The sequence below is a fragment of the Streptomyces flaveolus genome (genome assembly GCF_044765825.1).
Taxonomy (GTDB): Bacteria; Actinomycetota; Actinomycetes; order Streptomycetales; family Streptomycetaceae; genus Streptomyces; species Streptomyces flaveolus.
Genome location: NZ_JBIWKU010000002.1, coordinates 575,590 through 598,611 on the forward strand (window position 1 = coordinate 575,590; position 23,022 = coordinate 598,611).

General features: G+C 72.2%; 22 protein-coding genes. 13 read left to right on the forward strand and 9 right to left on the reverse strand.

What is annotated here, in order from left to right:
* Window positions 1–29 precede the first annotated feature (29 nt).
* Together ACIRG6_RS07940 and ACIRG6_RS07945 are read right to left on the reverse strand one after the other, a co-directional pair.
* Window positions 30–605: a dihydrofolate reductase family protein gene (locus ACIRG6_RS07940; RefSeq protein ID WP_364678177.1), complete on the reverse strand. Its 576-nt coding sequence runs from the start codon at window positions 603–605 to the stop codon at window positions 30–32.
* A 204-nt stretch (window positions 606–809) separates the two neighbouring features.
* Complete coding sequence (locus tag ACIRG6_RS07945) at window positions 810–1,007, reverse strand: hypothetical protein (protein ID WP_403321513.1); 198 nt, start codon at window positions 1,005–1,007, stop codon at window positions 810–812.
* A 215-nt stretch (window positions 1,008–1,222) separates the two neighbouring features.
* On the opposite strand from ACIRG6_RS07945, the gene ACIRG6_RS07950 reads away from it, so the two are divergent.
* The 5 genes from ACIRG6_RS07950 to ACIRG6_RS07970 are packed head-to-tail and all read left to right on the forward strand — an operon-like array spanning window position 1,223 to window position 5,634.
* The gene (locus ACIRG6_RS07950; RefSeq protein WP_403321515.1) at window positions 1,223–2,161 is read left to right on the forward strand and encodes a DUF4129 domain-containing protein; all 939 of its coding nucleotides are present in this window, start codon (window positions 1,223–1,225) and stop codon (window positions 2,159–2,161) included.
* Window positions 2,158–2,733, forward strand: coding sequence for a hypothetical protein (locus ACIRG6_RS07955; protein ID WP_364678185.1), 576 nt, complete (start codon window positions 2,158–2,160; stop codon window positions 2,731–2,733). The genes ACIRG6_RS07950 and ACIRG6_RS07955 overlap by 4 nt, the downstream gene beginning before the upstream one ends.
* Complete coding sequence (locus ACIRG6_RS07960; protein ID WP_364821615.1) at window positions 2,730–3,728, forward strand: AAA family ATPase; 999 nt, start codon at window positions 2,730–2,732, stop codon at window positions 3,726–3,728. Before ACIRG6_RS07955 ends, ACIRG6_RS07960 begins: the two co-directional genes overlap by 4 nt.
* Window positions 3,725–5,065: a DUF58 domain-containing protein gene (locus tag ACIRG6_RS07965; RefSeq protein ID WP_403321518.1), complete on the forward strand. Its 1,341-nt coding sequence runs from the start codon at window positions 3,725–3,727 to the stop codon at window positions 5,063–5,065. The genes ACIRG6_RS07960 and ACIRG6_RS07965 overlap by 4 nt, the downstream gene beginning before the upstream one ends.
* Entirely contained in the window at window positions 5,062–5,634 is a 573-nt protein-coding gene (locus tag ACIRG6_RS07970; RefSeq protein WP_365023705.1) for a hypothetical protein, read from the forward strand. The genes ACIRG6_RS07965 and ACIRG6_RS07970 overlap by 4 nt, the downstream gene beginning before the upstream one ends.
* A gap of 112 nt (window positions 5,635–5,746) precedes the next feature.
* Here ACIRG6_RS07970 and ACIRG6_RS07975 read toward each other — a convergent pair whose 3' ends face one another.
* Window positions 5,747–6,316, reverse strand: coding sequence for a CGNR zinc finger domain-containing protein (locus ACIRG6_RS07975; protein WP_403321521.1), 570 nt, complete (start codon window positions 6,314–6,316; stop codon window positions 5,747–5,749).
* Window positions 6,317–6,419: 103 nt separating this feature from the next.
* Here ACIRG6_RS07975 and ACIRG6_RS07980 point away from each other — a divergent pair, with 103 nt between their 5' ends.
* Complete coding sequence (locus ACIRG6_RS07980; RefSeq protein WP_403321523.1) at window positions 6,420–7,601, forward strand: epoxide hydrolase family protein; 1,182 nt, start codon at window positions 6,420–6,422, stop codon at window positions 7,599–7,601.
* 490 nt (window positions 7,602–8,091) lie between these two features.
* Here the strand turns inward: ACIRG6_RS07980 and ACIRG6_RS07985 are convergent, their stop codons facing one another.
* Window positions 8,092–8,529, reverse strand: a complete 438-nt coding sequence (locus ACIRG6_RS07985) for an MFS transporter (protein ID WP_403321526.1) — start codon at window positions 8,527–8,529, stop codon at window positions 8,092–8,094.
* Between the two features lie 2 nt (window positions 8,530–8,531).
* The gene (locus ACIRG6_RS07990) at window positions 8,532–9,080 is read right to left on the reverse strand and encodes a YceI family protein (RefSeq protein WP_364678203.1); all 549 of its coding nucleotides are present in this window, start codon (window positions 9,078–9,080) and stop codon (window positions 8,532–8,534) included.
* A gap of 222 nt (window positions 9,081–9,302) precedes the next feature.
* On the opposite strand from ACIRG6_RS07990, the gene sigJ reads away from it, so the two are divergent.
* Entirely contained in the window at window positions 9,303–10,244 is a 942-nt protein-coding gene (sigJ, locus tag ACIRG6_RS07995; RefSeq protein WP_403321529.1) for an RNA polymerase sigma factor SigJ, read from the forward strand.
* A gap of 445 nt (window positions 10,245–10,689) precedes the next feature.
* Window positions 10,690–11,604 carry a YceI family protein gene (locus tag ACIRG6_RS08000; RefSeq protein ID WP_350716359.1) on the forward strand — a complete coding sequence of 305 codons (915 nt, stop codon included), beginning with the start codon at window positions 10,690–10,692 and terminating at the stop codon, window positions 11,602–11,604.
* Here ACIRG6_RS08000 and ACIRG6_RS08005 read toward each other — a convergent pair.
* The 4 genes from ACIRG6_RS08005 to ACIRG6_RS08020 all read right to left on the reverse strand — a co-directional run bounded on the left by ACIRG6_RS08005 (window position 11,489) and on the right by ACIRG6_RS08020 (window position 17,028).
* The gene (locus tag ACIRG6_RS08005) at window positions 11,489–12,151 is read right to left on the reverse strand and encodes an alpha/beta hydrolase fold domain-containing protein (protein WP_365023696.1); all 663 of its coding nucleotides are present in this window, start codon (window positions 12,149–12,151) and stop codon (window positions 11,489–11,491) included. The genes ACIRG6_RS08000 and ACIRG6_RS08005 overlap by 116 nt on opposite strands.
* Window positions 12,073–14,349, reverse strand: a complete 2,277-nt coding sequence (locus ACIRG6_RS08010) for a FlgD immunoglobulin-like domain containing protein (protein ID WP_403321532.1) — start codon at window positions 14,347–14,349, stop codon at window positions 12,073–12,075. The genes ACIRG6_RS08005 and ACIRG6_RS08010 overlap by 79 nt, the downstream gene beginning before the upstream one ends.
* Before the next feature lie 187 nt (window positions 14,350–14,536).
* Window positions 14,537–15,592 carry a DUF1152 domain-containing protein gene (locus ACIRG6_RS08015; protein WP_403321535.1) on the reverse strand — a complete coding sequence of 352 codons (1,056 nt, stop codon included), beginning with the start codon at window positions 15,590–15,592 and terminating at the stop codon, window positions 14,537–14,539.
* Complete coding sequence (locus ACIRG6_RS08020; protein ID WP_403321537.1) at window positions 15,589–17,028, reverse strand: coproporphyrinogen-III oxidase family protein; 1,440 nt, start codon at window positions 17,026–17,028, stop codon at window positions 15,589–15,591. Before ACIRG6_RS08020 ends, ACIRG6_RS08015 begins: the two co-directional genes overlap by 4 nt.
* Window positions 17,029–17,244: 216 nt before the next feature.
* On the opposite strand from ACIRG6_RS08020, the gene ACIRG6_RS08025 reads away from it, so the two are divergent.
* The 5 genes from ACIRG6_RS08025 to ACIRG6_RS08045 all read left to right on the forward strand — a co-directional run bounded on the left by ACIRG6_RS08025 (window position 17,245) and on the right by ACIRG6_RS08045 (window position 22,948).
* Window positions 17,245–18,498: an ATP-grasp domain-containing protein gene (locus ACIRG6_RS08025; protein ID WP_403321539.1), complete on the forward strand. Its 1,254-nt coding sequence runs from the start codon at window positions 17,245–17,247 to the stop codon at window positions 18,496–18,498.
* A 4-nt stretch (window positions 18,499–18,502) separates the two neighbouring features.
* Window positions 18,503–19,753: an ATP-grasp domain-containing protein gene (locus tag ACIRG6_RS08030; RefSeq protein ID WP_365023691.1), complete on the forward strand. Its 1,251-nt coding sequence runs from the start codon at window positions 18,503–18,505 to the stop codon at window positions 19,751–19,753.
* Window positions 19,750–21,003 (forward strand): MFS transporter, encoded by a 1,254-nt coding sequence (locus tag ACIRG6_RS08035; RefSeq protein WP_364678225.1) that lies wholly within the window; start codon window positions 19,750–19,752, stop codon window positions 21,001–21,003. Before ACIRG6_RS08030 ends, ACIRG6_RS08035 begins: the two co-directional genes overlap by 4 nt.
* Window positions 21,000–22,001 (forward strand): GNAT family N-acetyltransferase, encoded by a 1,002-nt coding sequence (locus ACIRG6_RS08040; RefSeq protein WP_403321542.1) that lies wholly within the window; start codon window positions 21,000–21,002, stop codon window positions 21,999–22,001. Before ACIRG6_RS08035 ends, ACIRG6_RS08040 begins: the two co-directional genes overlap by 4 nt.
* Window positions 22,002–22,099: 98 nt before the next feature.
* Window positions 22,100–22,948: an NAD(P)H-binding protein gene (locus ACIRG6_RS08045; RefSeq protein ID WP_403321544.1), complete on the forward strand. Its 849-nt coding sequence runs from the start codon at window positions 22,100–22,102 to the stop codon at window positions 22,946–22,948.
* Window positions 22,949–23,022 lie beyond the last annotated feature (74 nt).

A 23,022-nucleotide genomic window follows, 5' to 3' on the forward strand; every position in this document is an offset into this window, starting at 1 on the left:
CGACTCCGCTCCGGTACGGGTGAACTCCGTCAGTGAAGGGTGGGCCGGTAGGTGAGCTCTTGGATGTGGCCGTCCAGGGTCCGGTGCTCGATCAGCTCCAGGTCGAAGTCGGCCGCATCCTGGAAGACCGGGTCCAGCCCGCTCCGACCGGTGATGACGGGGTAGAGCGTCACCTGCAAGCGGTCGACCAGGCCGGCGGCCATCAGTGCCCGGTTCATCGACAGGCTGCCGTGCGAGCGCAACGGTACGTCGGACTCCTTCTTGAGCCGGGCGACGACGTCGACGGCGTCACCGCTCACGACGGTCGCGTCCGGCCAGTCGAGGGGTCCTGCCAGGGTCGTCGAGATCACGGTCGCCGGCAGGCTCCTCATCCGGGTGACCCAGGGATCACGCACGTCGGACTCTTCGGTGCTCTCGGCCAGCATCCGCGCGAACAGCCGATAGGTGTTGGCCCCGAACACCATCCGCTGGTGCGAGTCGTACAGGGCAAGGCGGTGGTCGAGCAGTTCGGGGCCCTGCTTGCCCCAGTAGCCGGTCCAGTCGGCGCCGGCGGCGCCGTAGCCGTCGAGGCTGGAGAAGACGTCGAAGGTGTAGGTCGCGGTCATGTCGTGCTCCTCGAGTGCGGGAGACCGGTGGGGGCGGGCGATCGTCTTCGGGCGTGCTTCGGCGACCGTCACACCCATAGACCCGGCACTCTTCGGAAACTCATCGCTCTTCCCACTGCAGGCAGCCACGATCACCCGCACGGCACGTGGTCAGTGGCCGACACACCGCTGCCAGGGTGACCAGCACGCCCGGAAGACCGGCGACTACGCCGCGGTGCCGTGGCCTGCCTCGCCGGGGTCACCGAGGGGCCGGGTCAGCGCATCGTCCTCCCGCGCCCGCCGGTCCGGCTCCGTCTCGTCCAGCTCCCAGTGGTGCCGGCAGTCGTCACAGCGGTACTCCACACCCGTGTCGACCGTCAGTACTGCCCCGTACGGGCATCCGCTGCCGTCCCCGCGGCCCACGCACTCCCCTTGCCCGGTAGCCCCCATGCGTACGACCGTGCGGCGCGCGGCCGGTGTTCGGCAGTGGGCTTGCGGGGCGCACAGGCGCTCACCGGCGGCACAACGCCCCACCACCTGCCAGGAGCCCCGGCCGAGCCGTGTCCTGGGTGGGGCGGTCGGGATGTGCCAGGATACGGTGAACTGACGTTCGGGGGCAGGCTTCAGCGGGGGAATGCATGGAGCACGGGGAGCGGGAGGGGCGCCGGGCGATGCCCGGAGCGGTCGTCGCCGCCGGGGTCGTCGGGGCGCTGGCCGTCGCCGCGCTCGTGCTGCGGCCCGGCGAGGGGCTGCTGCACTCCGGCAAGGGGCCGCTCGGCCACTGGGGCATCGTCGCGATCGGGCTGTCCGTCGCCTGGACGGTGGGGGTCGTGCGCGTCGCCGAGCGCCTTCGCCCCCGGATCGGCGCCGACCGTACCGCGTTGCCGCCGGGCGAGGAGCGCCTGCGCGAGGCCGCCGTGCCGCTGCTGCTCGCCGGACCGGTCGTCATCGGCGTCCTGGCCCTGGTCCTGCACCGGTTCACGCACGACAGCACACCGCCCACACCGCTGGACGTCCGGCCCTCCCCCGTGACGCCCCCCTCCTTGCCGCCGGCCCGCGACAGGTCGACGCCCGACAAGGGCTCGGGGGACGCCTTGTCCCTGCCGCTGTACCTCCTGCTCGGTCTGCTGGCCGTACTCGTCGTCGTGGTCGTCACGGTGGCCGTCGTGCGGCGGCTGCGACGGTTCGGGCTGACGGTGCCGCCGCGCCCCAGCCCTTCGGGGGGTCCCACGGAGGAAGACGACGCGCGTCTGCTCCTGTCCGCCGTGCGCTCGGGCCGGCGCGCTCTGGCCGACGCCGGTGACGCCCGGGCGGCCGTCATCGCCTGCTACGCCGCGATGGAGGACGCCCTCGTCGCGTCCGGCGTGCAGCGGCACGCCTCCGACAGCCCCGCCGACCTGCTCACCCGCGCCGCCGCCGCGGGCCTCGCCCCGAGCCCGGCGGCGCCTCGTCTCACCGCGCTGTTCCGCGAGGCCCGCTACTCCTCCCACCCGATGGGCGCCCCGCACCGCGAGGCCGCCGCCGAGGCCCTGGAAGACATCGCCTCGCTGCTCCAGGACCGGGAGACCGCGTGGTGAACCGGACCGCCGACCGGACTCCGGAGCCGGGCCTGCTCCCGCTGCGCCGGCTCGGGCTGCTCGGCGGGGCGGTCGCCGGATCCGGTGTCCTGCTCGTCCTGCTGCTCGACGGACCCGAGGCGGCCGGTGCCGTCGTGGCCGTGCTCGTCGTCGCTGCGCTGGTGGTCGCCCGGTACGTCGCCGGGGCGGGCGCCTTCGATCCCGGACGTCGGGACGAGGTACGGCTGTTGGGGACGCGGGCGCCGGGCATGGGCGAATGGCGACGGAACATCCACACCGCCACGGGGCCCGACGGCGCCCTCTACTACCGCGCGGTGCTCCGGCCCGACCTGCGCCGCCTGTACGCCGCCGCGCTCGCCGAGCACCACCATGTCTCGCTCGAGCAGCAGCCGGAGCGCGCCGCCGAGCTGATCGGGCCGGAACTGTGGCCGTGGCTGGGACCCGAGCCGCCCCGGACCGGACCCGACGGTGACGTTCCCGTCGACGTGCTGCGCCGCCTCGTCGACCGGCTCGAAGCACTCGGCGCACCCCGCACTCGTACCCCCCGTATGCGTAAGGAAGATGCGACGTGACGAGTCCCTCCACGCCTCAGCCGCGCACCGCCGGGCAGGTCGGCGAGCAGGCCGGTGCCGTACTGCGCGAGATCGGCCGCGCCGTCGTCGGCAAGCCGGACGCGCTCGAACACGTGATGCTGGCCGTGCTGGCCGGCGGGCACGTTCTCGTCGAGGATCTGCCGGGGCTCGGCAAGACGCTCCTCGCGCGGTCCTTCGCCACGACGCTCGGCCTGGACTTCCGTCGCATCCAGTTCACGCCCGACCTGCTGCCGTCGGACGTCACCGGGGCGCCGCTGTACGACCAGCGCACCGGCGAGATGGTGTTCCGTCCGGGCCCCGTGTTCACGCACCTCCTGCTCGCCGACGAGATCAACCGGACGCCGCCCAAGACACAGGCCGCGCTGCTCGAGGCGATGGCCGAGTCGCAGGTGACCGTGGACGGCGAGACCCGGCCGCTCGCCGATCCGTTCCTGGTGATCGCGACCGCCAACCCGGTGGAGTACGAAGGCACTTACTCCCTTCCCGAGGCGCAGCTCGACCGGTTCCAGCTGCGCGTACGGATGGGGTATCTGGCCGCCCGGGAGGAGTTGGCGATGCTGCGGGCCCGGATCGACCGGGCCACGCCGGAGGCCGTGCTCGACACACTCGCGGGACCGGACGACGTCCTGGCGTGGCGGGCCGTCGTGGAGCGCGTGGAGATCGACGACGACCTGCTGGAGTACGCCGTCGCGCTGGTCGGCGCGACCCGCGACCACCCGCAGATCGGCATCGGCGCCTCGCCGCGCGGTGGACTCGCCCTGGTCCAGCTGGCACGCGCCCGCGCCGTGCTGGACGGCCGGGACTATGTCGTCCCGGAGGACATCAAGCACCTCGCGGTGCCCGCGCTGGCCCACCGGGTGTCCCTGCGGCCCGAGTTGTGGGTGCGCGAGGTGTCCACGGACGACGTGCTGCGCGAGATCGTCGACAGCGTCGGCACACCGTCCACGCGGCGTACGGCCGCCGTGTCGTCGTGACCGTGCCCGCGCCGCGGCCGAGTGCCGCGGTGGTCCGCGCCCTGGAGGGGCGTACCTCGCCGACGCAGCCGCCGCGCACGCCGCCCGGCGGGCCGCGCCCGGGCGAGCGGACGCTGCGCCTGCTGACCGTCGCCCTCGTCGCGATGTCCGCCGCGCTGCTCACGGGCCGGGCGTGGCTGCTCGCGCTCGCGGCGGCGCCGCTGGTGCTGCTCGCGCTCGCGCTGCCGCGCGCGTACGCCCGTCGTATCGAGACGTCGCTGACCGTCGAACCGAGGCGCTGCTTCGAGGGCGACACCGTCACCGTCCGTGTCTCGGTGGCCCACGACGGCGGTGCCGTCCGTCTCGACCCCGGTGTCACGCTCGGTCCGGGCCTGCGGCTGGACGAAGTCGCGGTCGGCCCGTCCTCGGTGACGCTGCGTCACACCGCGCTGCGCTGGGGGCGCTGGTCGCTCGGTCCGGTGGACCTCGACGTGTACGACGCCGGGGGCACCGTGCGCCGTACCGTGCGGGTCGAGGCGGCCGAGGTGTCCGTGTTCCCGCTCGCCACGCAGGCCCGGTTCACGCCGATCCCGGCGCGGCTGCCGCAGCGGCTGGGTGAGCATGCCTCGTTGCAGGCCGGAGAGGGTGTCGAGGTCGTCGGGGTGGGACCGTGGGTGCCCGGGGAGCGGCAGCGGCGGATCCACTGGCCGTCGACGACGCGGCGCGGGGCCGTGCAGCTGCACCGGTTCGCGGCCGAGCGGGCCGCCGACACGGTGATGCTGCTCGACGCGTTCGGGGACGTCGTCGACCCGGTGACCGGGGTGTCGTCCCTGGACGAGACCGTACGCGCCGCGGCCGGACTGGCCCGGGCCTATCTGCGCACCCATGACCGGGTGGGGGTCGTCTCGACCGGGGGCACCACGCGATGGCTGACGCCGGGGACCGGGGACGCGGCGTTCTACCGCATCGTCGAGAGCGTCCTCGACGTCCGCAAGGACCGGCGGTTCGACGGACCCGGACTGGAGCGGGTGCCGCCGCCCGCGCTGCCGGAAGGGGCGCTCGTGTACGTGTTCACTCCGTTGAGCGACGCACGGGTGCTGAAGGTGCTGCGGGATCTTCAGGGGCGGGGACGCCGGCCGGTCGTCGTGGAGATCCCGAGCGGGGACCCGCGGGTCGAACCCGGTGACATGGCGGGCGAGTTGGGGCTGCGGCTGTGGCACGCGGACCGGGACGCGATGCGGTTCGCGCTGCGGGACAGCGGGGTGCCGGTGCTGCGGCACGTGGTGGGCGAGTCGTTGGATCTGGCGTTGGCGCCGTTGCTGTCGGGGCGGATCGAGAGCCGGGGGCGGGGCCGATGACGGTGCTCGATGCGCGAGTGGGCCTTCGGGAGTACGCGGGGTACTGGCTCGGGACCTTGCCGGTGCGGGTGCTCGCGGTGGCGGCCGTCGTGGTGGCGTGGCGGCCGTGGGCGACGATGGGCGGGGGGCGGCAGGCGGTGCTGTTCGGCTGCGCGGTCGCCCTCGCGGTGTGGGCGGCGCCGGCGGTGGACCGGCGGCCGTCGCTGGAGTCGGTGCGCCTCCCGCACGCTCTGGTGCGGCACCGGACGACTGCGCTGGCGTGCGGCGTGGTGGTGGTCGCGGCGAACGGGGATCCGAGCTGGTGGGAGAGGGCCGGGGTGGCAGGGCTGTTGGTCGCGTACCTGGTGGCGAGCGAGACGTGGCCGTGGAGGTGGGGGCGCGGGGCTGCGCGGGTGTGGGGAGAGACGCTCGCGGCCTGTGCGGGAGCCGGGGTGGTGCTGACCGCTGCGGCGGCTTCGGTGACCGGGGCGGGGTTCGGCATGGGGCGGGTGTTTGCGGCCGGGGTTGTCGCGGGTGTGGCCCTGGTCGGTGCCGGAGTGATGGGCGCCCGATGGCGGGGCGGGAGGTAGGCGACGCCCGTCGGGCGCGCGCGAACGTCCCCGCGCGTCGTCACCGGGGGCGAGTCGAAGAGCTCCCGGCCGGCGTCCCCGGCCCACCCCGGCGCGTGCGGTCAGGTGACGATCAGTCCTCTTGTCCGGAGTCCTTGCGCCGGTTGAAGCGCGCCTTCTTCTGACGATTCCCGCATGTGTTCATCTCGCACCATTTACGGGTGCGGCTCTGGCTGGTGTCGAAGAAGGCGGCTCGGCAGGTCGGCGACGCGCACAGGGCCAGTTTTCCGTCTCGTTCGCCCGAGAGGATGCCGATCGCGTCGGCGGCGATCACGCTGAGGGCGTCTTCGACGCGGGAATCCGGGCTGAGCCGCCATCGCCGCTTGCCTTCGGGCGTCAGGACAGCCGCGGCCCGACCCCGTGCGCTGCAGTCGTTGATGACCTGGACGGCGGACGCGGGGAGAGCGTCCTGGAGCGCGGCGGCTGTCGCGGCGGCGTGGATCGCCTCCCTCAGTTCCCGGGCGAGGTCGAGCTGGGCGGGAGTGCAGGAGTCCACGGCGAGGCAGTTCACCGCCAGCCAGTCGACGAGCCGGTGCGGCACGGGAATGCGCTCGACAGGTTCACCACAGCGCTCCGTCAGAGTCGCCGTGAAGCTGGTCGCCAGCACCTTGCCGAGACGGAAGTCAGGGAACTCAGCACGCATGGAACCACCTTAGGCGGTTGCGGCGCGGCCGGGTGAATTGCTAGAACCGTCTTAGCCGGTTCACGATAGGTCGTAGCCGGCTCCGCGACGGCCAGGAGGTCTCATGAACCGCCCGAGCAGCGACGTGCGCCCCTTCGAAGCCCACGCCGGCGACGCCGACCTCGACGACTTGCGCGCGCGGCTGGCTGCGGCGCGGCTGCCGGAGGCCGAGACCGTCCACGGCGCCGCGCCCGGCGCCCGCCGATGGGAGCAGGGCGTCCCTCTCGCCGACCTCGTCGATCTCGTGGACTACTGGCGCACCGAGTACGACTGGCGGGCGTTCGAGGAGCGCCTCAACCGCGTCGGCCAGTTCCGGACGACCGTCGACGGCCTGGGGATCCATTTCCTGCACTGCCGGTCCGCGCGCTCGGATGCCACTCCGCTGCTCCTGACCCACGGCTGGCCGGGCAGCATCGTCGAGTTCATCGACGTGGTGGAAGAGCTGGCCGATCCGAAGACCGCGGACGCGCCGGCGTTCCACGTCGTGGTCCCGTCGCTGCCGGGCTTCGGTTACAGCGACAAGCCGGTCGCCACCGGGTGGGGAACCGAAAGGATCGCGGCTGCCTGGGTGGAACTGATGGGACGGCTCGGCTACGACAGGTTCGCGGCCCACGGCGGCGACTGGGGTGGCAACATCACCACGGTTCTCGGCGGCAGGTTCCCGGAGCACGTTCTCGGCATCCACACACTCTTCGCGGAGGCACCGCCCGGGTTGTCGACGGACGGGCTGACGACGCTCGAGCGGAAGTGGGCCGAGGAGACCCGCGATTTCTGGCTCCACCGCGCGGCGTACGCGAAGCAGCAGGCGAGCCGACCGCAGACCATCGGCTACTCGCTCGTCGACTCGCCGGTCGGGCTTCTTGCCTGGATCCTCGACAAGTTCGCCGAGTGGTCGGACACCGAGGACAGCCCGTTCGAGACGATTTCCCGGGACCGCATCCTCGACGACGTCACCCTGTACTGGCTGACGCGGACCGGCGCGTCAGCGGCCCGTATCTACTACGAAAGCCACAACTCGCTGGACCCCGAACTGCGGGTCGACGTCCCGTCAGCCGTCAGCATGTATCCCCGCGACATCGAGAAGACCCCGCGCCCCTGGGCACAGGAGCGCTACCGGCGGATCGTCCGATGGAACGCACCCGAGACCGGAGGCCATTTCCCGTCCCTGGAGGTCCCCGCCTACTTCGTCAGGGATCTGCAAGAGGGCCTCGCGGCGGTGCTGGCCGCCGATCGCGCGGAGACGTGAAGGCGGGGTGACCAGGAATGTGTCTGAACGGATTCGCACCGTGCGAGGCGACGAGCGAGGAGATCTTCGACGAGTTGCTTGGCGACGTTCCATGGAGTGAACCTCATGTTCGATCGGTGGGGAGAAAGGCGCGACGGTCGGTGGTGTCGTACCGAGGCGCGGTTCCAGGGAACCGCTTCCGCGCCGGGCGTGGCAGGTCGGGTTTGTGGGGGGGTACAAGCTCAACCCCCCAAGCCCGCGGGGTGGTCCGCCGCCACCCCGGACGATGAGGGCAAGGGCCCGCAACTGCGACGCCGACAACCCGCGCGGGCGGATGCGGCAGCAGATGGGTGGTCAGTTCGTGGATGGTCTTGTCTCCGGCCACCGCGATGGCCACGCCGCCTGCTGCCGGGGTGTGCGCTGTCCGCGGTGGCCTAGGCAACGGCTGCTGCCGGGCGGCGGCGCTGGAGGAGCGCGAGGGTGACGGTGGGGATCAGGGTGAGGGCGGCGATCACGGTGCCGACGATGGCGGGGCCGGTGGTCCCGAGCGAGGAGTCGAGGGTGAGGCCGCGATCCAGGAGCCGATGGCGGTACCGAGGTTGAACGCGGAGACGGTCAGCGCGGAGGCCAGCACGGGTGCCTGCATCGCGAAGCGGACGGCCAGGGCCATCAGCACCGGGTTGGCGCCCAGACCGAAGAAGCCGAGCAGGGTGACCAGCATGATGGTGGGCACGGCGTAGCCGGCCAGCAGGGAGATCGCCAGCAGCAGGAGGGCGGCTCCGGCGGCGGCGGCGATGGTGACCGTGTGCGGGCGGTGGTCGCCGAGGCGCCCTCCGACCAGTGAGCCGGCCAGGGCGCCCAGGCCGAAGCCGACCAGGACCAGCGGCACGATGCCGGAGGCGATCCCGGACCTGCCGACGACCGTGCCCACGACACGGTCAGGACACATGGTCAGGACCGTCGCCGGATCGCGGTGACCTCGAGCTCCAGAACCACCTTCGGGCTCACCAGGGCAGCGGTCCCGGCGTTCCAGTTCACGCCCCAGTCATTGCGGTTGATCGTGACGCTGCCCTGGAAGCCGACCCGCGCGTTGCCCTGGGGGTCGCTCGCGCCGCTGGTCAACTCGACGTCCAGGGTGACCGGTTTGGCCACCCCGCGCATGGCCAGGGATCCGGTGACCCTGTAGTGGGTCCGGTCGACCTGGGTCACCTCGGTCGAGGTGAAGGCGATGGCAGGGTGGTCGTCCACGTCCAGGAACTTGCCGCGCAGCAGGTCGTCGCGCTGCGGGTTGCCGGTCCGGATGCTCTTCGCCCGCAGCGTGATCCGTACGCTGGATGCGGACGGGTGATCGCCGTCCAGGTACGCCCCGCCCTCGAACTCGTCGAACTGCCCGCGCACCCTGGTGGCCATCGTGTGCCGGGCGACGAACCCGATGCGGCTGCGGGCGGTGTCGAGGTCGTAGTCGCCGGTCAGCTCGCTGAGGCTGATGGGGGTCGGCATGCTGGCTCTCCTGAAGGTGTGTGCCTCGGCGGACGGAACGGCGGCGCTGGTCGCCGGGCCGTTCCACCCCCTGGGCGGAACAGGTGTACGTGGGAGCGGGTTCGTCCCAGCAGTACGACGAGGCAGCCCCGCGGAATGTGAGGCGACGTGCGCACCTCACATTCCGGAGGGCTGTCTCGTCGTACGGGAGAAGGAAGCAACGGCCGAGGGAGCGACGCCACCATGGAGAACCAGTCCGAGCCGGGAGACGGTCCGCTCGATCCGGGCCTGAGCGTGATCATGAGTGAGCGGCGTCAGCTGATCAATCTCGCCTACCGGCTCCTCGGGTCCCTCGCCGACGCCGAGGACGTCGTACAGGAGACGTACGCCCGCTGGTACGCCCTGTCCCCGCAGGCGCGGGAGGCCGTCGACTCCCCCGGCGGCTGGCTGACGAAGGTCGCCGGCCGTATCTGTCTCGATCAGCTCGGCTCGGCACGGGCGCGGCGAGAGCGCTATGTGGGCGAATGGATCCCGGAACCGCTGCCCGATTCCACCGTGTGGGCCGACGGGCGTCCGGCCGGGCGGACGGCCGACCCGGCCGACCGTGTCACGCTCGACGAGTCGGTCACCATGGCCTTCCTCGTCGTGCTCGAGTCGATGACCCCGGCCGAACGCGTCGCGTTCGTCCTCCATGACGTCTTCCGCTACCCCTTCGCCGAAGTCGCCGAGATCGTCGGCCGCACTCCCGCGGCGTGCCGCCAGTTGGCTTCCTCGGCCCGCCGCCGCCTCCGCGCGTCACAGGCACCCGCGACTCCGGCCGCCCAGCGCGCCGAGGTGGTCCGGGACTTCAAGCAGGCATGGGCCGCCAAGGACATCGAAGCCCTCGTCGGGCTCCTCGACCCCGGCGTCACGGCGATCGCCGACGGCGGTGGCCTCGTCAACGCCGCGCTCCAGCCGGTCGAAGGCGGCGAGCAGGTCGCGCGCTACCTCGTCGACCTCGCCGACAGGGCACCCGGCCTGGCGCTCCTGGAGCGCACGGTCAACGGTCAGCCCGGTGTGGTGCTTCAACTGGACGACGTCACTGTGGCGGTGATGGCGTTCGACGTCAGCGGTGACCGGATCACCCGCATCTGGGGGGTGCGGAACCCCGAGAAGCTCCGCCCCTGGAGGGGCGCGGCTACGTGATGTCGCCGCTCCCGGTCGGCACCGGTGCCACGGGGCTCCCCCTCTCCGTCGCCGCGCCTCGTTCGTCGCGCGGCGGCGAGGGCGGCGAGGGCGGCGAGCACCCCGGAAGTGACCCCGAACCCGGGGGACCACGCTCATGGGGTGCGACTCGTCGAACAGGATCGGCTCCGCACTCCGTGTTCTTCGCCACAACACCACTGCAAACCATCGGGCCGAAGGTGGCGATCTACCTCGTTGATGTGCTGATGTGCGCCGCATAATCGGCCAGGAGATGGTTTCTCGCAGCTCAATACCCTGAGTGATCCTCCATTCGTCCACGGCTTTATGATCGTTAACGAACCGGCGCCCCGCGCCTCTGCACCCGTTCCGGGAGGTTCTTGACGACCGCGAACGAAAGAGGTCCAGCGGGCCGCGACGGTGACACATGTGACGAAAGGTGAACTCCATGGCCCTCGGGCTGCTCCGACGCCGGCGTTCCCGCGGCGCGTCCGGTGCCCCATCGAGCCTCTCGGTCCCTCTGCCGCCCGGGGCGGGGGGATTCGGTTTCGAGGTCGTCGACCCCATGGGCCAGCCCATGGGCGGAGCCGAGGTCACGGTGACCGCCCTGGACAGCCACCGCGTCGCGACCCACGGGACCACGGACCCGAACGGCTGGTTCATGGCCACGCTGCCGGCCGGCTCCTACAGCGTGATGACGGTGGCCGAGGGTCTGTCACCGGCCCGGGAGAGCATCGACATCACCGCCGGAGTGGCGCTGCCCCCCGTGCGTGTCGCGCTGGAGTCCGCCCGTCAGCTGGAACTGCCGACTGCCGGGACCTGGCTGTTCGATCCTCCGCACACCGCGATCCGCTTCATCGCCAAGCACGTGGGCATGGCGCACGTCCACGGCCGCTTCACCCGCTTCGAGGGCGGTATCCGCGTCGCACCGAACATGGCCGACTCCCATGTCTCGGTACGCATCGACGCCTCCAGTCTCACCACGGGCAACAACACCCGGGACAACCACCTGCGTTCCGCGGACTTCCTGGACGTCGAGCACTACCCGTACATCGACTTCACCAGCACCCGGTTCGCCTACCGCGGCGGCTCCAAGTGGACGCTGCACGGCACGCTCACCATGCACGGCACCAGCCGTTCCGTCGGCCTCGACACGACCTACCTCGGGACGGTGAACGGCGGCTACGACCAGGAACTGCGCTGCGCGGCGCTCGCCAAGGCGGAACTGCACCGGGAGGACTTCACCCTCAACTGGCGTTCCATGCTGGCCCGTGGCATCGCGGTCGTCGGGCCGACCGTCCAACTGGAGCTGGACGTGCAGGCGATGTACCGCACCCACGACACCCCCACGCCCCCGGAGTAGGCGACCGGCGGCCTCGCCGGCCTCGCCGGGCGAGACCACCACGGCGCAGGGCGGCGCCCCTCTCGGCGAGTCGGCGCTGGGAGACCTCGGCCGACTGGATCGCCGGCGACCCGTGGAAGGTGCCGGGCCACTGGTGCAGCTCGACCGACCCGTCCGCCTGGAGCAGGCGCAGCGCGTCGTCGATGTCCTCGTCGCGGTTCGGGGCGAACTCCGCGCGGGCGATGCAGGCCGGCGGCAGACCCGACAGGTCTTCGGCGCGGGCCGGCGCTGCGTACTCCGCGGCGGGCTGTGAGCCGAGGCAGCGCCCCGACGCCGTGGCGCGTACGGCGCGGTTGTTCCAGGGCGGCTCGGTGACGTTCCGCGCCGACCGGGTCTGCTGCCGGTCGTCGAGGACGGCTTCGTTGACGACCAGGCCCCTTCCCCCAGGCGGTCTCGGGGAAGGGGCCTGGCGTCCGTCCGGCGCTGGGCTCAGTCGGTGACCTTCACGACGCCCGAGGCCGTCGCGTCCGCGCCCGTGCCGTCCGCCGGCGTGGCGGTCAGCCGCCACGCGTAGCCTCCAGTCGCCACCGGGGTGCCCGACTCGGACGTGCCGTCCCAGGTGACCCGGACCGTGCTGAGGGTGCCTTCGCCCGTCCAGGTACGGACGACCTCGCCGGTGGCGCGGCGGGTGAGTGTCACCTGCCAGGAGGCCGCGGGCTTGGAGAGCCACCACGCGGCGGCCCACGCGCCGGCCGACGTCCGCGGAGCGGCGGTGCGGGCGACGCGCAGCGCGGAGACCTCGTGCTGCGGCGCGGTGACGTGCGCGGTGTCGTCCGCGTCGACCCAGACCAGCTTGCCGGCGCCCGCGTCGACGGTCCAGGTGGAGCCGCGTCCGTCGCCTACCGCGGGCTGCTTCAGCCCGGTGACGGTGCCCAGGTCGGCCGTACCGCCGTCCGCCCGCAGGGCCGTCAGACGCAGCGCGCCGGACGTGTCGCGGTGGGCCGTGAAGCGGTCGCCCAGCAGGACGCCGGTCACCGGGGCGGGGTAGGTGTGCCCGGTCGTCAGGTCGCGTACGCCCGCCGCGTCCTTCGAGGCGCAGCTCCAGTACAACAGGGAGCCACTGTACTGGAGTTCGTCGGGCACGCAGGAGGAGCCGAGGTCGACGGTTCTGATCAGCTCGCCGGAGCGCACGTTGATCTCCTTGACCTTGCCGGGCTGGTTGAGCGCCGGCTTGAACAGCCTCTTCTGATCGAGTGCGGCGGCCTGCGCCGGCTGTTCGCGGACCACGAGGTCGCGGGCCGTGTCGACGACGTACTGCCGTCCGCCCGCCTCGTAGAGCACGAACTCCGGTGCCGCGTCCAGGATGCGGCCGCCCGTACCCGGCAGCGGGAAGCTGTCAGCCGGGTGCTCCGGGTCGTCTCCCGTCACCAGCAGGTCGGTGCCCGTGGCCGGATCGGCGGTCAGCCGGGCCAGGCCCTCGTCGGTGCCGTCCGCGAAGCGGCCGGCCTCGAGGCCCGGGAAGTCGGCGAGCGCGGCGCCGTCCGCCGGGTCGAGACCGGTGCCGATGTTCTTGCCGTGCAGCGTCCGGGTGCCGGTGAGGGAGGTGGCGTACCGCAGTCTCCCCCGGTCGAGGCTCAGCGCCGTGATCGCACCGTCCGCCGTCTTGACCCGGGGCACCTGTCGCAGGGGCAGGTCGAAGACGAGCCCCGAGCCGTCGACGCTGAAGTGGTGCACGGCGCGCTTGCCGTCGGCGTCCTTGCCGAGCGTGACCAGCGAGCCGGTGCCCTCGGCGCGCAGGAACGCCTGCTCCACGTCGCTGAGCAGCGTCCGCTCGGTCTCCGCTCCGGCGAACGGGGTGAGGTGCAGTGGGCCGCCGTCGCCCTCGTACCAGAGGACGTTGTCGCCCACCACGAAGGAGGTGACCCGGCTGTCGGGCGCCTGCGTGGCGAGTGGCACGATCCGCGGGGCGGCGGTGCTGCCCCGGGGCATGACCCGCACGCCCGGGGTTCCTTCGCGGGAGAACCAGCTGACGGTGGTCTGCGTGATCCGGAAGCTGCTCGCCTCGCCGGTCACGGGCAGCGGGACGACCCTGCCGTTGTACGCGGTGAGGGTGCCGTAGCCCTGGGTGCCGTCGGCGGTGCGGTAGCCGATGAGCAGCTGGTTGTCGAAGGCGCCGAGGAGCATCGGCTCGGCCCCGGTGGTGGCTCCGGCGGGCAGCTGTACCACGGGGTCGCTCGCCGGGTCGCCGCCGCGCGCGACGCGCAACTGGTAGGTGCCGTCTCCCCGGTCGACGGTGGCCAGCACCCAGCCGTTGCCGACGCGCGGGTTGAGGTATCCGGCGGGCACCTTGATGGTGCTGGTGTTGGCCGGGTCCTCGATGCCGATCCGCACGACGTCCGTGCCGCCGTCCTCGCGCGGCCTGGTGTAGACGACGCGGTTGAACCCGTCGTGACCGCGCACGATGGCGTCCTGCGGGACGCCGTCGAGCTCCGGGACTGGCTTGGTGGTGCTGTTGTAGGTCGTCGTCCAGAGGTAACTGTCGCCCTCGCGGTGCAGCACGCCCTGGGCGCCGGTCGCCAGGACCGTCTCCGTCCCCTCGCCGTAGGCGTCGGGCGCGGGTACGAGGATCTCGCTCGTCTCCGCCGCGTGAGCCGTGCCCGGCAGTGCGGTCGCCAGCCCCGCGGCGAGGACGGCCGCGACGGCCGCCGCCGTGGTGGTACGCCGGACGCGCCGGGCGTGACTGTTCGTGCGCAGGTGATGGGACACCTGAACCCCCCTCTTGTAAAACCGTCAACACCCGTTCTGGGTGTGAACTCGGTCAACAGTACGCCGATGCGAGGGAGTTGTGTGCGTAGCGTGTGCCGCTCGTGTCGCAGGAGTGTCACAGCGGCCGGGGAGGCGACGCGCCGACGAGGGACCGGCACACCGTGCGCCGGTCCCCCTGGCGGGTGGTTCAGGTGAGCCGGAGCAGCGGGGTGTCGCTTCCGAGGACCTCTCGCAGGGACGGGATGTCCGTCCAGGGAAGGTCGAGGGTGCGGGCGGCGTACCGGAGGGTGACGTGGTCGGCTCCGTCGGCCGCTTCGCGGAGTGTCTTCATCGCCTCGTCCTGGTCGAGGAAGGCGGTGCTGCCGGCGGGTGGGTCCGCACGGGACGCGTGGTCGCGTTCCGGGGCCAGCCCGTGCATGCCGGTGAGCCGGTGGGAGAGGTCGGCTGCCGCGTCCAGGGTTGCCGGGCGCTCGTCCAGCAGGGCTCGTGCGACCGGGTTGTGGTCGAGGGCTTCCCGCAGCGGCAGGTGGTACAGCCGCGGTGAGACAGGGGTGAGCCGGATGGTCCGGTGGACGGTGCGGACGGAGCCGCGAGCGCCGTGGATGGCGGCAGCCCACAGTGCGGAGGCCTCGGAAGGGTGCCAGGCCAGTGCGGGGCCGGCCGCCGAGGCCGCGCTCCGGCTCGGGGTGAGAGGGTGGCGGCCGGTGAGGCGTTCGAGGAGGAGCTGTTCGCCGACCTCTCCGTCGAGGCCCGGGCCGGCGACGTAGACGGTGGTGGGAATGCCGGTGAGGTGGCAGGCGGCGAGGGTGCAGGCGTCTCCGAACGGGCTGCGCAGGGTGGGCTCGTCGCCGTGGGTGAGGATGTCGCCGCCGATGTCGATGACGCGGATCCGGCCGCCGGCGGCTTCGGCCATGGCTTCGATCTGTCGCGCCAGGGCGAAGAGACCCTGGGCGGGGTCGAGGAGCAGCAGCCGGACGGGCAGGTCCCTGGCCAGGCCCGGCATGGTGGATCCGGCCGGAGGACGGGCACGGGCGGCGGGGGTGAATGCCACGCCGCCGGCTTCGCGGGCGAGCCCGGTGAAGTCCCGTTGCCCGAGGGGCCTGGAGGTGGGGTCGACTTCGGGCCGTTCCCAGGCGTACGTGGCGATCAGAGGCGGGGCCGGGTCGACGGTGACGGTACGGGCGGCGACGAGGGCGCCGATGGGATCGCCTCCTCCGCCCGCCGCGATGTACAGGTCGGTCATGCGACCCGCTCGCGCAGGTCGATGCCGGTGATGCGTAAGGGAGTCGCGCCCATGTTGTTCCGGGCGCGCCGGTTGGCGGCGTGGAGGTTCTCGTAGTACTCGCGGTCGAGTGCCTTGACGGGCTCGGAGTAGAACATCCAGGAGAGGATGTCGCGGTACTTGAAGCCCTTGGGAGTGAGCTGGACGCGGCGGCCGATGCGGTGGACGAGCCCGTTTGACTCGGCCGCGTCGAGGATGGGTTCGAACTCGGCGGCGTGCTCCTGGTAGCCGAAGCGGTCGAGTTCCGTGAGGTCGAGGTCGAACGTGTCGAGCACGAGGCGCTTGCGGACGATCTCCTCGCCGGTCAGCTCGAAGCCGGTGACAGGGGCGAGTTCGTGGCTCTTCGCCTTCTTGATGTAATCGGCGACCTCGGCGGTCGAGGGCTTGACGCTGCCGCTCATGTAGTCGAGCACGCTGGTGTAGGAGCGCGCGCCCACGCCGAGACCGAGCAGGGGGACGCCGTGGAAGGTGAGTACCTTCTGGGCGTAGCCACCTCGGCCGGGCCTCTTGTAGCGGACGGAGCCCTCCTGGACGTAGCCGTGCTTGAGGAAGACCTCGCGGGCGTAGTCGTAGCGGTCGTACAGCTCGGGCTGCCACATGTACTGGTAGGCGCCGGTCTTGGAGAACCAGGCGTCCGGCCGCACGGTGAGGAAGTACGTGCTGATGGTGGTGGGCCGGAGCCGGGCCAGTTCGTCCACGCTGTGGCGCCAGGTCTCGGGGGTCTGTCCGGCGAAGCCCATGATCAGGTCGGTGGACAGGTCGGCCAGGCCGAGTTCGTGTGCGGTGTGGACGGCGCGGCGGATGACGTCTTCGTCCTCGCCGCCGCGGCCGGCTTCGCGGATCTCTCGGGGGACGAGGGACTGGATGCCGACGTTGGCCCGGGTGAGCCCCATGTCGATGAGGGCCTTGAACTCGTCGGGTTCGTCGGCGATGGAGGACGGGGTGGCCTCGACGGCGACTTCTTCGACGGTGGAGCGCCAGTTGGGGTAGACGGCGCCGATGGTGGTGAAGATCTGCTCGAAGTGGCGGGGCTTGAGCAGGGCGGGGGTGCCGCCGCCGATGTAGACGGTGCGCAGGCGACGGGCCTGGATGATCTCGGCGTGATCGCGGATCTGGGTACAGAGGGCGTCGGTGTAGGCGTCGAAGACGTCCTCGTCGGTACTGATGATCGTGTAGAGGTTGCAGAAGCCGCACTTGCGGTCGCAGAAGGGGACGTGCAGGTAGAGGTTGAGTTCGGGGACCTGGTAGTTGGCGAGGTCCCTGGCCCACACGTCGTGGACGGACCACGTGCCCTGCGGGAGGGTTCGGTAGGTGGAGCGGGGCGGGTACGAGTACTGGTAGGGCGGGATGACGCCCTGGTCGATGTGGTCGGAGAGCTGCTGGTGCAGGCTGGTCACGGTGGTGATCTCCGTTCGGACGGCGGATGCGGGTTACCTGACGTGGTGATCCGACCACGGAGTGCTCGCGCCGCTCCATGGGGCGTGTGCACCAAATGCCCGGCCGTTACCGGCGAGTTGGCTGGTCGTTGCTCCAAACGCCCACTGCTTGCGCGGAGTTGTTTTCGTCGGTCAGGCCCATAGTCGCCCGCCGTGTCCTGCGGCTTTGCTGGTCGCATGACGATCGGTGGGGGCCCGCGCGGGCCGGCAGTGCTGGTGATCGAGCCGATGGGCAACGCGGGGCGCTTCCTCGTCGAGGCCGCCGAGCGGCTGGGCCTGCGGTTGTACGCGGCCACGCACAAGGACATCCACGACGGCTATCCGGTGTGGCTGCGGTCGGCCCTCGCGGGGGTGTGCGCGACGGATCTCGCGGACACCCCGAGGGCCCTGCGCGACATGGAGGGCTTCTGCCGGCGTCACGCCGTCTCGGGCATCGCCGCCTGCTTCGAACTGTTCACCCCCCTCGCCGCCCTGCTCGCCCAGCGGGTCGGTCTGCCCGGCAACGATCCGCTGCTCGCGGGCGCGGCCCGGAACAAGATCCTGATGGGCGAGGCGTTCGCCGCCGCCGGTATCCCGGCCCCCCGCTGGACGGTCGTGCACGATGCGGCCGAGGCGCACCGGGTGACGCGGTCGGGCGAGCTGGGATGGCCCTTGGTGGTGAAGCCCGCGGAGCAGGGCGGCTCGTGGGGCGTGTCCGTGGTGGACACCCCGGATCGGCTGACCCAAGCGGTCGCCGCGGCCCAGCAATACACCCACGCCCACCCGCACGGCCTGGAGCTCGACACACGGGCCCTGGTGCAGGAGTACGTCCCCGGTGAGGAGTACTCGTGCGACACGGTGGTCGCCGACGGAGTGGCCTACCCCCTGCCGGTGGTCAGGAAGGACACCACCGAGGGCCGGTACCGGATCGAGACCGGGCACACCTGCCCCTCCGGTCTGGCCCCGCCGCTCGCCAGGGCGGTGCAGCACGTCGCGGCGCGGGCGGCACTCGCCGTCGGTGTGCGCAACGGGATCGCGCACACGGAGGTGAAGATCCCCCCGGGCGCCAGGACTCCGTACGTGATCGAGACCGGCGCCCGCCTCCCGGGCGACAACCTGTGCGAGATCGTCGAGGCCGCGACGGGCGTGAGTGAAGCCGTGGCCTGTCTCCAGGCGGTGCTCGGACGGGTCCCCGACACGGTCGCCTCCCGCGCGGACGCGGCGACGATCCGGTTCCTGCTGCCCCGGCGCGGCGGGGTGCTGCGGGAGGTGTCCATCCCCGAGCTGCCCGGTACGCACAGCGAGGTGCACCTGCGGCCCGGCGACACGGTGCCGGAGCCGGCGGATTCGAGCTGCCGCGTCGGGCACGTGGTGGCCCGCGCGGAAACGGTTGATCAAGCAGGCAGGCTGGCCGGCCGGGTGGCCGCCCGGTCCCGAGTGGAAGTGAGCTGAACAGGTGCGGAAGATCGCGTTCTTACGGTCGGTCGGCATCCGGCGCGCCGACCCCTACATCCAGCAAGCCGTACGCGGGCTCGCCGCCGACGGGATCGAGGCCGGGCTCTTCCACACCGGCGGCGCCGCCGGTGCCGACGACTTCCCCGGGTACCGGGAACGGCTGGACCGGACGGTGACGCCCCGGGAGCTCGCCGATGCGGTCGCCGCCTGGGGAGCGGATGCCGCGGTGTCGATCTCACTGCCCTGCGAGAACGCGCTGCGTGATGCCGCGGCCAAGGCGTTCCTGGACGCCGAGGGCATTCCGACGGTCATGACTCCGCTCGCGGCGACGATGCTGCTGGTGGACAAGTGGGAGACCAAGCGGCTCTGCGAGCAGGCCGGGCTGAAGGTGCCGGACGGGTTCCGGACCGACTCCGATCTGCTGGCGGGGCGGGGCCTGCCGGTGCCCGGCTACCGGGACGCCCTGCGCGTGCGGGCCGAACGGATCGGCTATCCGCTGATGTCGAAGCCCGTGTGGGACTCGACCAGCATGGGCATCCGCACCCTCCACGGTGCCGCCGACCTGGACGCCTATCTCGCGTCTCCGCCGGAGGTGTCGGCGGTGGTGGAACAGGTCGTCGAGGGCGACCTGTGCAGCGTGGACATCGTGGGACGGCCCGGCTCCTACCGGGTGCTGCCGCTGTGCTGGACCGGGCGCGCCGGGGCGGAGCCGGTGTTCACCTTCGCCGACCTGCGCTGGTGCGGGCCCCGCGAGGAAGCGGACGCCGCGTTCGCCGAAGTGGCCCGCACCCTGGTCACCCTGTGCGGGGACCTGGGGGTGTGCGGGTCGGTCAACGTCGACATGGTCTACACCCGCGGCCAGTTCGTGATCCTGGAGATCAACCCGCGTATCGGCGGCGCCACCACCCTGTCGTGCGCCGCGTCGGGCACGAACACCTTCACGTCCCTCGCCCGCATGGCCCGCGGTCTGCCCTTCACCGGCGGCATGGCGCAACGGGCGGGGTGGGCCGTCGAGTTCCTCGCCGAGGACCGCATCCCCGCGGCGGTGGTGGCCGAGCTGCGGCAGCGGGTCGCGGTGGTCACCGCGCATGATCTGGTCATCGACGGTGCCTCCCGCGGCGACATCGTCGCGTTCACCCTCGCCGAAGGCGACGAGGACAGAACGGTGAAGGCCCTGACGGAGCTGCACGAGACGACCGGTTTCCCCACCGCCGACGTCATGGGCAAGATCGGCTCCCTGCTGTGCCCGTGAGCGTGTCCGCGCAGGCCGGTCGCCGTCCCCGTACCGCGGACCGCCTCGGCGTTCCCGTGCTGCGGGGGCACGGCCTGTTCATCACCGGCAACCTGATCGACTCCGTCGGCAACGGCATGCTCCTGCCGCTGGGGCTGCTGTACTTCACCGACGTACGAGGTCTGCCGCTGGCGCAGGTGGGGGTGGCGACGACGGTGGGGCAGGCGATCGCCCTGCCGGTCACGTTCCTCGCCGGGCGCCTCATGGACCGGGTGGGGCCGAAGCCGGTCGTGGTGTGGGCGAACGTCGTCGCCGCCGCCGGGTTCGCCCTGTTCCTCGTCGCGGCCGAGCTGTGGCACGTCGCCGGCGTGTACGTGCTGGTGCAGGCGGGGATCAACATGTACTTCACCGCGCAGCGCACCCTGATCACGCACGTCACCGAACCCGGGGATCGCCGGTCGTGGTTCGCGTTCACCGGCTCGCTGCGCAACATCGGCCTCGCCGCGGGGGCCGCCGCAGCGGCGGGGGCGCTGACGATGTTCGGGCAGGGCTCACTGCGGTGGCTGATCGCGGTCGACGCCGCGACCTACCTGCTGGCCGCCCTCTGCTTCGCCGCCGTCGCCACCACTCCCCCGCCGGCGGAGGGCGCGCCGCCGAACGCGGTGGTGACGCGGGCGGACGACACGCGCCGCTACCTGCTCCTGGTGGCCGTGAACATCCCCTACGTCCTCGCCCAGGCGATGCTCGCCGTGCTGGTCGCCGTCTACACCACCCGCTCCCTGGGGCTTCCCGCGTCGGCGGCGAGCGTGCTGTTCGTCGTCAACACCGTCATCGTCTCGGGGCTGTCGACCGTCGTCACCGCGCACATGGCGCCGAAGGTGCCCCGCCGCGCCGTGGCGGCCGGATACCTGATCATGACAGTGGGGATGGGGGCCTTCGCCCTGCCCGCACTGCCCCGCCTCGCCTTCACCGCCTGGGTGGCCCTCATGGGTGCGATGGTGCTGTTCAGCGTCGCGGAGATCCTCCTCGGACCGGCGTTGAGCGAGCTGTCCGTGAGCCTCACCCCCGGGGCCGCGGGGGGCTTCACACAAGGGCTGTACCAGTTCTCGTGGGCCGTCGGCATGGTCGCCGCTCCCGCCGTGTTCACCCTGCTGCTGGAGGCCGGACCGCTCCTGCCGTGGGGCATGGAAGCCGCCGCGTGCCTGATCGCCGTCTTCGCCGCGCCGGCTCTGAAGGCCCCCAACCGCCATCGCCGGAGGAAACCCCGTTGATCACGAGTTTCGTCGATTCCGTCCACGCCGTCCCCGCCGCCGAATGGGAGCACCTCGCCCGGCCGGCCGGCCTCTACCTCTCCCACCGGTGGCTCGCCGGTGAAGAAGACGACCCCACCGCCCTGTGCGCGTACGCGCTCGTCCGGGACCGCTCAGGCACTCTGGTCGCCGCCACGCCCCTCTATCTGATCCGGGACGAGCCGAACGACTACTACCGGCCCGGCACGGCGCTGCCCGCGCCTGTGCGGCCACGCGTGATCGCCGGAGCACGGCGCGGCTACCACAACACCCCGCTCACCGCCCGCGGCCTCGGGGCCGGGGAGCGGGACGGCTGCCTCCTCCTGCTGCGAGACGCCGCACGCCACTTCGCCGACCGGCACGGCACCACACACTGGTGGCCGTACCTCACCGCACCCGCCGCCACACAGCTCGCCCCTCTCTACCCCGGACGCCCCCTCCACCTGGAGGACGACGCCCTCATCCCGTTGCCCGGCGCAGGTGTCGACGACTACATCACCTCCCTGCCCTCGCAGCGCCGTGCCGGCATACGCCGTGAGCGCCGTGCCTTCGCCGCGGCCGGCCTGGACGTACGCCACCAGGCGCTCGCGGACTGCCTGAAGGAGGCCGGGGCTCTGCTCGCCGGCCACCAGCAGGATCACGGGCACGACGGGGACGGTGTCGACGCGATGACCGGGCTCCTGGCGCGGCAGGCCGCGGCGATGGGCAACGAGGCGCGTGTGGTGACCGCCTACGACGGGCCACGGATGGCCGGGTTCTGCCTGTACTACCACTACGGATCGACGACGTGGATCCGCGCGGTCGCCGTCGACCGGCGGCATCCGGCGCCGCACCTGTACTTCAACCTCATGTACTACCTGCCCGTCGAAGACGCCTACGCCCACGGCACGACCGCCCTGCACGCGGGCATGACGACCATCGAGGCCAAGCGCCGGCGCGGCGCCACGGTGTCCGGCCTGTGGGCGCTGGTGGACCGGTAGCGGGCCGGGGGACGGCACTTGACCTGCAGTGTGCTCGAGGTTGCAGCGTAGGGACCCGGGGCCTGCCCGTCCGGGCAGCCGAGCACATGGGAGATCGCGTGATTGTCGTCGTGGGTGCCACGGGGAACGTCGGACGTGCGTTGGTGACGCAGCTCGCCGCTGAGGGCCGGGCCGTTCGGGGGCTCACCCGGGACCCCTCCCGAGCCGGACTGCCCGACGGCGTGGAACCGGTTCGCGCGGACTTCTCCCGGCCGGCCGGACCGGGCGCGTGGGAACGGCTCTTCGCCGGGGCCACGACACTGTTCCTCAATCCGGGCGGCGTCGGGGACGCCGCCGAGGACCTCATGGCGGCGGCGACCCGGGCCGGAGTGACGCGCGTGGTGCTGCTCTCCTCGGGAGCCATCACCGACGAGGCCACGGCCCGCCGGAACGCCATCGCCGCGTACCACCACACGGCCGAGCGTGCGGTACGGGCCGGCGCGGCCGAGTGGACTCTGCTGCGGCCCAATTCCTTCGCCGTCAACGTCCTGGCGTACGCACCGCAGATCCGCGCGGGCGACGACGTGCGCGGCCCGTACGGCGACGCGGCCATGGCCCCGATCCACGAGGGGGACATCGCCGCCGTGGCCGCCCGCGCCCTGCTGGAGGACGGACACCACGGCCGTGTGTACCGCCTCACCGGACCGGAGGCGGTGACCACGGCCGAGCAGATCCGGATCATCGGCGCGGCCCTCGGCCGGTCCCTGCGGTTCACCGAGATGCCGCACAGCGAGGCGGCGCGGCTTTATCCCCACATGCCGGCCGCGTTCCTGGACGTGATGCTGGGGGCGTTCGCCGCGGCGGTCGGCACGGAACCCGAGATCACGACCACCGTCGAGGACGTCACCGGCACCCCCGCCCGCACCTTCGCCCGGTGGGCCGCGGACCACGTGGCCGACTTCCGGTAGACCGCCCGGCGAGGAGTCGCCCGCCGCCCGTCGACGGCGTGATCCGCGGCGGCACCCGCCCTCACGGCACGGCG

Coding starts and splice junctions, on each gene's coding strand:
- ACIRG6_RS07940 (WP_364678177.1), bottom strand. CDS start 605: ATGACCGCGACCTACACCTTCGACGTCTTCTCCAGCCTCGACGGCTAC.
- ACIRG6_RS07950 (WP_403321515.1), top strand. CDS start 1,223: ATGGAGCACGGGGAGCGGGAGGGGCGCCGGGCGATGCCCGGAGCGGTC.
- ACIRG6_RS07970 (WP_365023705.1), top strand. CDS start 5,062: ATGACGGTGCTCGATGCGCGAGTGGGCCTTCGGGAGTACGCGGGGTAC.
- ACIRG6_RS07975 (WP_403321521.1), bottom strand. CDS start 6,316: ATGCGTGCTGAGTTCCCTGACTTCCGTCTCGGCAAGGTGCTGGCGACC.
- ACIRG6_RS07980 (WP_403321523.1), top strand. CDS start 6,420: ATGAACCGCCCGAGCAGCGACGTGCGCCCCTTCGAAGCCCACGCCGGC.
- ACIRG6_RS07985 (WP_403321526.1), bottom strand. CDS start 8,529: ATGTGTCCTGACCGTGTCGTGGGCACGGTCGTCGGCAGGTCCGGGATC.
- ACIRG6_RS07990 (WP_364678203.1), bottom strand. CDS start 9,080: ATGCCGACCCCCATCAGCCTCAGCGAGCTGACCGGCGACTACGACCTC.
- sigJ (WP_403321529.1), top strand. CDS start 9,303: ATGGAGAACCAGTCCGAGCCGGGAGACGGTCCGCTCGATCCGGGCCTG.
- ACIRG6_RS08000 (WP_350716359.1), top strand. CDS start 10,690: ATGGCCCTCGGGCTGCTCCGACGCCGGCGTTCCCGCGGCGCGTCCGGT.
- ACIRG6_RS08015 (WP_403321535.1), bottom strand. CDS start 15,592: ATGACCGACCTGTACATCGCGGCGGGCGGAGGAGGCGATCCCATCGGC.
- ACIRG6_RS08025 (WP_403321539.1), top strand. CDS start 17,245: ATGACGATCGGTGGGGGCCCGCGCGGGCCGGCAGTGCTGGTGATCGAG.